At 41.4% G+C, this 7,035-nt stretch carries 5 protein-coding genes; 4 read left to right on the top strand and 1 reads right to left on the bottom strand.

What is annotated here, in order from left to right; translation table 11 throughout:
* The first annotated feature begins 113 nt into the window (after positions 1-113).
* The 4 genes from DBR11_RS19770 (at position 114) to murA (ending at position 5,618) form a co-directional block, all read left to right on the top strand.
* Positions 114-1,076 (top strand): SGNH/GDSL hydrolase family protein, encoded by a 963-nt coding sequence (locus DBR11_RS19770; protein ID WP_108554348.1) that lies wholly within the window; start codon positions 114-116, stop codon positions 1,074-1,076.
* 67 nt (positions 1,077-1,143) lie between these two features.
* Positions 1,144-3,456: an ATP-dependent helicase gene (locus DBR11_RS19765; protein ID WP_108554347.1), complete on the top strand. Its 2,313-nt coding sequence runs from the start codon at positions 1,144-1,146 to the stop codon at positions 3,454-3,456.
* A 112-nt stretch (positions 3,457-3,568) separates the two neighbouring features.
* The gene (locus DBR11_RS19760) at positions 3,569-4,258 is read left to right on the top strand and encodes a DUF4290 domain-containing protein (RefSeq protein ID WP_108554346.1); all 690 of its coding nucleotides are present in this window, start codon (positions 3,569-3,571) and stop codon (positions 4,256-4,258) included.
* A 34-nt stretch (positions 4,259-4,292) separates the two neighbouring features.
* Positions 4,293-5,618, top strand: coding sequence for a UDP-N-acetylglucosamine 1-carboxyvinyltransferase (murA, locus tag DBR11_RS19755; protein ID WP_108554345.1), 1,326 nt, complete (start codon positions 4,293-4,295; stop codon positions 5,616-5,618).
* Positions 5,619-5,683: 65 nt separating this feature from the next.
* Here the strand turns inward: murA and DBR11_RS19750 are convergent.
* Positions 5,684-7,035: pyridoxal-phosphate dependent enzyme (locus DBR11_RS19750; RefSeq protein WP_108554344.1), on the bottom strand; the 1,352-nt coding region annotated here is incomplete at its 5' end.

The following is a 7,035-nucleotide window of genomic DNA, read 5'->3' as shown; positions in this document are numbered from 1 at the left end:
AAGATATAGTTTTTGAACCTTTTCATATTAATTTGAAACTTTTCATATTAAGTACTTATAATTGTATCTTTGAGGCATTAACATAAAATTTCAGGGCAAATAATATTTTTTTAATGGGATACCGGGCACTTGCTGCAGGCCTTGCACTATTTACAATTTCTTTTATTCAAGTTACCGCCCAGACCAGACCAGTAAGTTGTCCGGAAACGGCCCAGTACTATGCTAAAGACAGCATAAATGTGGTTACATTTGGCGCCAGCACGATTGAAGGCGTTAAAGGGCTTAACTTCCAGGACTACCTGAAGGCCAATTTTGAACGTTGCTACGACGGCAAAAGTGTCAACATATATAATTATGGTATAGGAGGACAAACCACCGGGCAGGGATTAGAAAGATTAAATATAGCCTTGGCCGGAAAAACAGGCTTCATTGTGATTGATATGGGCATTAACGACGCTCTTTCCATTATAGACAGGAAACTTAAGATTGAGGAAACAGAATCCAATATGCGCCAGATCATCCAGCGTTCACTAGCTGCCGGCCTGGTTCCCATCATTTGCACCCTGCAAACCATCAATGACACCAACAGCGGAAGATACAGAAGGGCAAACATAGTTGTTGATCAACTCAACAAGATTTACATCAAACTAGCTGCCGAATACAAAATCAACCTGGCCGACATCAACCGCTTCTTTAAACGCGATTTTTCACTCTACCAGGACGACCTGCATCCCAATGCAAAAGGCTACAGGCTCATGTCTTATATCTTATTTGACACCATTAACCGAATTATTGCAAAACGCTTTTTACAATTCACGGTGAACCAGAACTACCCAAACCCAGGATTCAATAAAACCACCATAGATGTTATTCTGCCAGATGCACAAAACCTGCAGATCAAAATCTACGATATCCAGGGCAGATTGGTCAGAACTGTCATAGACGATTTCCTGAACAGTGGAATACAAAGTTTTGATATAGACCTGAGCAATATGGCTCCCGGCATCTATATCTATAAGGCTATTGCCGGCGACGGCGACTATAAAGTCACAAAAAAGATGATAGTAGCACACTAGTTTTAAACAAAACGCCAATAATATACGGTCATTTTATAACTTCGCAAGATTAAAACATTTATCTATTTTGGATTATTTAGCAGGATTAAACCCACAACAGCGTGCAGCAGTAGAAAACACACAAGGACCAGCCATGATTGTGGCCGGTGCTGGATCGGGTAAAACACGGGTAATTACCTATAGAGTTGCCCATCTGATAGAAAAAGGCGTAGATGCGTTCAATATTCTGGTGCTTACCTTTACCAATAAAGCTTCCAAAGATATGCGGGAGCGGATCATGAAAGTAGTTGGTGGAGAAGCCAAGAACATCTGGATGGGTACTTTTCACTCTGTTTTTGCGAAAATATTAAGAGTTGAAGCAGAAAAGATAGGTTATCCTTCCAACTTCACCATATACGACACAGACGACAGCAAAAGTTTGATCCGTGCCATTCTTAAAGAAATGCAGCTGGATGACAAACTCTATAATGCCAATTTCGTCTATAACAGAATTTCTTCTGCAAAAAACAACCTGATCTCCTGGTCAGAATACCTCGAAAACAAGGAGATCCAGGCCGAAGACAACAGCAATAAGCGTCCTCAAATGGGCGTCATCTATGAAACCTATGCAAAAAGGTGTTTTAAAGCTGGCGCCATGGATTTTGATGATTTACTCTTCAAAACCAATATTTTATTAAAGAACCATCCGGATGTACTGAATAAATACCAACAGAAGTTCCGGTATCTGATGGTCGATGAGTACCAGGATACTAACTTTTCACAGTATACCATTGTAAAAAAACTAGCCGCCGCCTATCAGAACATCTGTGTAGTGGGTGACGATGCACAAAGTATTTATGCCTTCAGGGGAGCAAACATTCAGAATATTCTGAATTTTGAGCGGGATTATCCTGATCTGAAGGTATATAAACTAGAACAAAACTACCGTTCTACTCAAAACATTGTAGAAGTGGCCAACAGCATCATTGCAAACAACAAGAATCAGCTGGAGAAAAATGTATTCTCCGACAATGAATCTGGTGACCGGATCAAAGTTCAGCGTGCATTCACAGACAATGAAGAAGGAAAAATCGTTGCCGAAGCCATCGTACAGGATCGCAGCAGTAGCGGATTGAGGTACCACGATTTCGCTATTTTATACCGCACCAATGCCCAGTCCAGGGCTATGGAGGAATCTTTAAGAAAGCTAAACGTACCTTATAAAATATACGGCGGCCTTTCCTTCTATCAGCGCAAAGAGATTAAAGATTTGATTGCCTATTTCCGTTTAACTTTTAACCCGGCTGATGAAGAAGCTATAAAAAGAGTTATCAATTACCCAAAAAGGGGTTTAGGTGATACGACTGTAGACAAAATCATTGTTGCCGCAGACAAATATAATATTACCATGTGGGATGTGATCTGCAATCCATCCCAGTATATTGAAGGCCGTATTGCCAACCAGTTAAATGACTTTGCCGTACTTATACAGAGCTTTATGGCAGAAGCCAAAAAACTGGATGCTTATGAAACTGCCCTATATATCGCGCAGCATTCCGGTATCCTCAAAGAACTTCATACCGACGACAGTATAGAAGGAAGAAGCCGCTATGAGAACATCCAGGAATTACTGAACGGTATTAAAGAATTTGCTGAGCGTGAAGATATTGAAGATCGAAGCCTGGCCATTTTCATGCAGGATATCGCATTACTGACCAACGACGACAGACAGGACGACAAGGACAAAGACACCGTTTCCCTGATGACCATCCACTCCTCCAAAGGACTGGAATTCAAGAATGTATTCATTGTTGGACTGGAAGAAAACCTCTTCCCTTCTCAGATGTCACTAAATTCAAGAACAGATCTGGAAGAAGAACGAAGATTATTTTACGTAGCAGTAACACGTGCAGAAAAGAAACTGACTTTAACCTATTCCACCTCCAGATACCGTTGGGGCACACTCACGAATTGCGAACCCAGCCGTTTCATCAGTGAAATCAATGCCAGATATCTGGAAATAGAGGTAGCCAAACCTGCAAAAAGCAGTTTGGGAGAGAACAGTTTTGACGATGAAAGAAGGGTCTGGACTCAACAAAGAGATACCTTCAGTAAGCCAAAAATGACATCATCTGCCCCGGCCGCCGGCAGCAGTGCCCCGACAATGAGACCGAAAACCACCACCATGCTGCCCAAAGCACACGTACCTACGCCAGGCTTTGCGCCTGATGCACCAAATGCATTTCAAAATGGCATGGAAGTAGAGCATGAAAAGTTTGGTTTTGGTAAAATTGTTAATCTGGAAGGTAACCTGCCAGATGTAAAAGCAACAGTTTTCTTTCAAGGCTTGGGTAATAAGCAGTTATTACTAAAATTTGCTAAATTGCGGATTGTTAGATAAGAATTTAACTTTACAGGACACATCTTTGGTGTACTCCTAAAAGTTATATAGATTTAAATAAAAACAAAAGGCACCAGATTCCATATCCAGGTGCCTATAGAGAAAATAGAACATGAAATTCGATTATAATACCACAAGAAACGAATTGATCCTGGCAGAATATGGTCGCAATGTGCAGAACATGGTGAAGTATATTTGTGAACTGGAAGATCGCCAGGAACGCAACAGATATGCCCAGGCAGTGATCGATCTGATGGGATTTTTAAACCCGCACCTTCGTGACGTAGCGGACTTTAAACATAAATTATGGGATCACCTGCACATCATCTCCGGTTATAAGATCGATGTAGACAGCCCTTACCCAAAACCAACGCCTGAAGCAGCTATGATCAGACCAAAACATATTGGCTATCCACAGCAGAAGATCAGGTATAAGCATTACGGAAAAACTGTAGAGGTACTGATTGAAAAAGCAAAAGCCCTGGAAGAACCGGAACGTAAAGCAGCTATGGTTCAAGGAATTGCCAACTTCATGAAAATGGCCTATGTAACCTGGAACAAGGACAATGTAGCCGACGAAACCATTTTAAAGAACTTAGCCGAACTTTCCGGAGGAGAACTTCAGCTGGAAGAAAATGTAAACCTGGCCAAGGTAGAATTTAAACCCGTGAGCAACAGACCTGCCAATAACAACAGAGGCAGAAACAACAACAACGGAAAAAACCGTCAAAATAACAACAACAACAACAACAACAATAATAACCGTCAGCAAAGGAACAACAATCCGAAACAAAGACATTAATTACCATCAGCATTAAGACAGGAACAGAGAGTATATGAACGCATTTGAAATTATTGGTGGCAAAAAACTAAAAGGCGAAATTCAGCCTCAGGGGGCAAAAAACGAAGCTTTACAAATCTTATCTGCCGTTTTATTAACGGAAGAGAAGATCACCATAAGCAATATTCCCGACATCAAAGATGTCAACAAATTGATCGAACTACTTGGCGACCTTGGCGTAAAAGTAGAACGTTTATCTAAAGACACCTATACTTTTGAAGCAAAAGACATCAATCTGGACTACTTCCAGTCGGATGTTTTCAAAGCTAAAGGAGGCGGTCTAAGAGGCTCCATTATGATTGTAGGCCCTCTTCTTGCCCGATTTGGTAAAGCCGCTATTCCTAAACCGGGAGGCGATAAAATAGGAAGACGCCGCCTTGATACCCACTTTTTGGGATTTGAAAAACTGGGTGCCAAATTTGTTTACGACAACAAAAAAGAGTTTTTTAACGTAGATGCTACCGATCTGAAAGGCGCGTATATCCTCTTGGATGAAGCTTCAGTAACAGGAACAGCCAACATTGTAATGACTGCAGTACTGGCAAAAGGCACTACAACCATCTATAATGCAGCCTGCGAGCCATATTTACAGCAACTTTGTAAAATGCTGAACCGCATGGGGGCCAAAATAAGCGGCATAGGTTCCAACCTGCTCACTATTGAAGGCGTAACCAAACTGGGTGGAACAGAACACAGAATGCTTCCCGATATGATAGAAATCGGTTCATTCATCGGCCTTGCTGCCATGACTGAATCTGAAATCACCATCAAAAATGTATGCTATAATGAACTTGGTGTCATTCCTGATACTTTCAAAAAGCTGGGGATCAAGTTTGAACTCCGGGGTGATGACATCTATATCCCCTCTCAAAAACATTATGTAATAGAATCATTTATAGATGGTTCTATGCTCACTATTGCAGATTCTCCATGGCCTGGATTTACACCAGACCTGTTGAGTATTGTACTGGTGGTCGCTACACAAGCAAAAGGATCTGTATTGATCCATCAGAAAATGTTCGAAAGCAGACTTTTCTTTGTAGATAAGTTAATCGATATGGGTGCACAGATTATCCTTTGTGACCCACACCGTGCCAGTGTTAACGGCATCGATAAGCAATATAAACTCAGAGGTATCAGTATGACCTCACCTGATATCAGAGCTGGAGTTTCCCTGCTTATTGCAGCTTTATCTGCAGAAGGAACCTCTACCATCTATAATATTGAACAGATTGAGCGTGGCTATCAGGATATTGATATCCGTCTGCGTGCATTAGGCGCACAGATCAAACGTGTAGAAGGCAGTGGCCCAAGCCATTAATCCAAACAAGAGACATAAAAAAAAGCCCTATGGGGCTTTTTTTTATGTCTTAAAACACGAATCTCTTAACCAGAAATCGCATTAATAATATCATACTGGGTAATAATTTCAATTTTCCCACGCTCATCTTCTACCAGTACCGCGCTATTTTCCTTGTTAATCAGCGCAGAAATCCGGTCTATTGAAGTGTTCATATCTACAAAAGGAAAAGTAGCCGTCATAATTTCACTCACCGGAGCAGATTTTAAAGATGGGTTCTCTAATAAGGCTTTAAGGATATCTCCCTCTGCCAGTTTACCAACTACCATCCCCTTCTGGGTAACCGGAATCTGAGAAATATTCAAGGTATTCATATTATTAATTGCCTCCAGAATAGTTTTCTCACAGTCAATCGTAATGATCTCAGACTGGTCTTTTTTGGCTAGAATAGCACGTGCAGTTAGCTTTTCATCCTGTAAAAAGCCGCGCTCCCTTAACCAGTCCTCATTATACATTTTACCCATATACCGGCTGCCATGATCATGAAAAATCACCACCACTACATCCTCTGGTTTTAGTCTGTCTTTTAATTGCAACAAGCCCGCAATGGCAGAACCCGCAGAATTCCCTACAAAAATCCCCTCTCTGCGGGCAATATCCCGGGTCATTAAAGCAGCATCTTTATCGGTTACTTTTTCAAAAAGATCAATCAGATCAAAATCCACATTTTTAGGAAGAAAGTCTTCCCCTATACCCTCAGTAATATAAGGATAAATCTCATTCTTATCCATGATACCGGTTTCCTTATATTTTTTAAACACAGAACCATAGGTATCAATTCCCCAGATCTGAATATTCGGGTTTTGCTCTTTTAAATACTTGCCGGTTCCTGAGATGGTTCCACCAGTTCCCACACCAACTACAAGGTGAGTGATCTTGCCTTCTGTCTGTGCCCAGATTTCCGGACCAGTCTGCTCGTAATGAGCCAGGGAATTAGCCAGATTATCATATTGATTTGGTTTCCAGGAATTTGGAACCTCACGCTCCAGGCGCGAAGAAACAGAATAATAAGAACGTGGATCTTCTGGTTCCACATTCGTTGGGCACACAATCACCTCCGCACCAAAGGCACGCAGCGCATCTACTTTCTCTTTTGACTGCTTATCTGTCGTTGTAAAGATACACTTGTATCCTTTAATGATTGCTGCCATGGCCAGCCCCATTCCTGTATTTCCCGAAGTTCCCTCAATAATGGTTCCTCCTGGTTTAAGCAGGCCATTTTGCTCTGCAACCTCTATCATTTTTACCGCCATACGGTCTTTGATTGAGTTTCCGGGATTAGTAGATTCCACTTTAGCCAAAACAGTAGCCTCAATTTCCTTAGTAATATTGTTCAGTTTAACCAGCGGCGTATTGCCGATCGTTTCTAATATATTGT

It is taken from the genome of Pedobacter sp. HMWF019, from assembly GCF_003061025.1.
GTDB lineage: Bacteria > Bacteroidota > Bacteroidia > Sphingobacteriales > Sphingobacteriaceae > Pedobacter.
Note: the sequence above shows the minus strand (reverse complement) of the source record. Positions and strands in the feature narration are given on the sequence as shown.

Excerpts from the sequence above, each read along its gene's own strand:
- DBR11_RS19760 (WP_108554346.1), top strand. The coding sequence starts at position 3,569 with ATGAAATTCGATTATAATACCACAAGAAACGAATTGATCCTGGCAGAA.
- DBR11_RS19770 (WP_108554348.1), top strand. The coding sequence starts at position 114 with ATGGGATACCGGGCACTTGCTGCAGGCCTTGCACTATTTACAATTTCT.
- murA (WP_108554345.1), top strand. The coding sequence starts at position 4,293 with ATGAACGCATTTGAAATTATTGGTGGCAAAAAACTAAAAGGCGAAATT.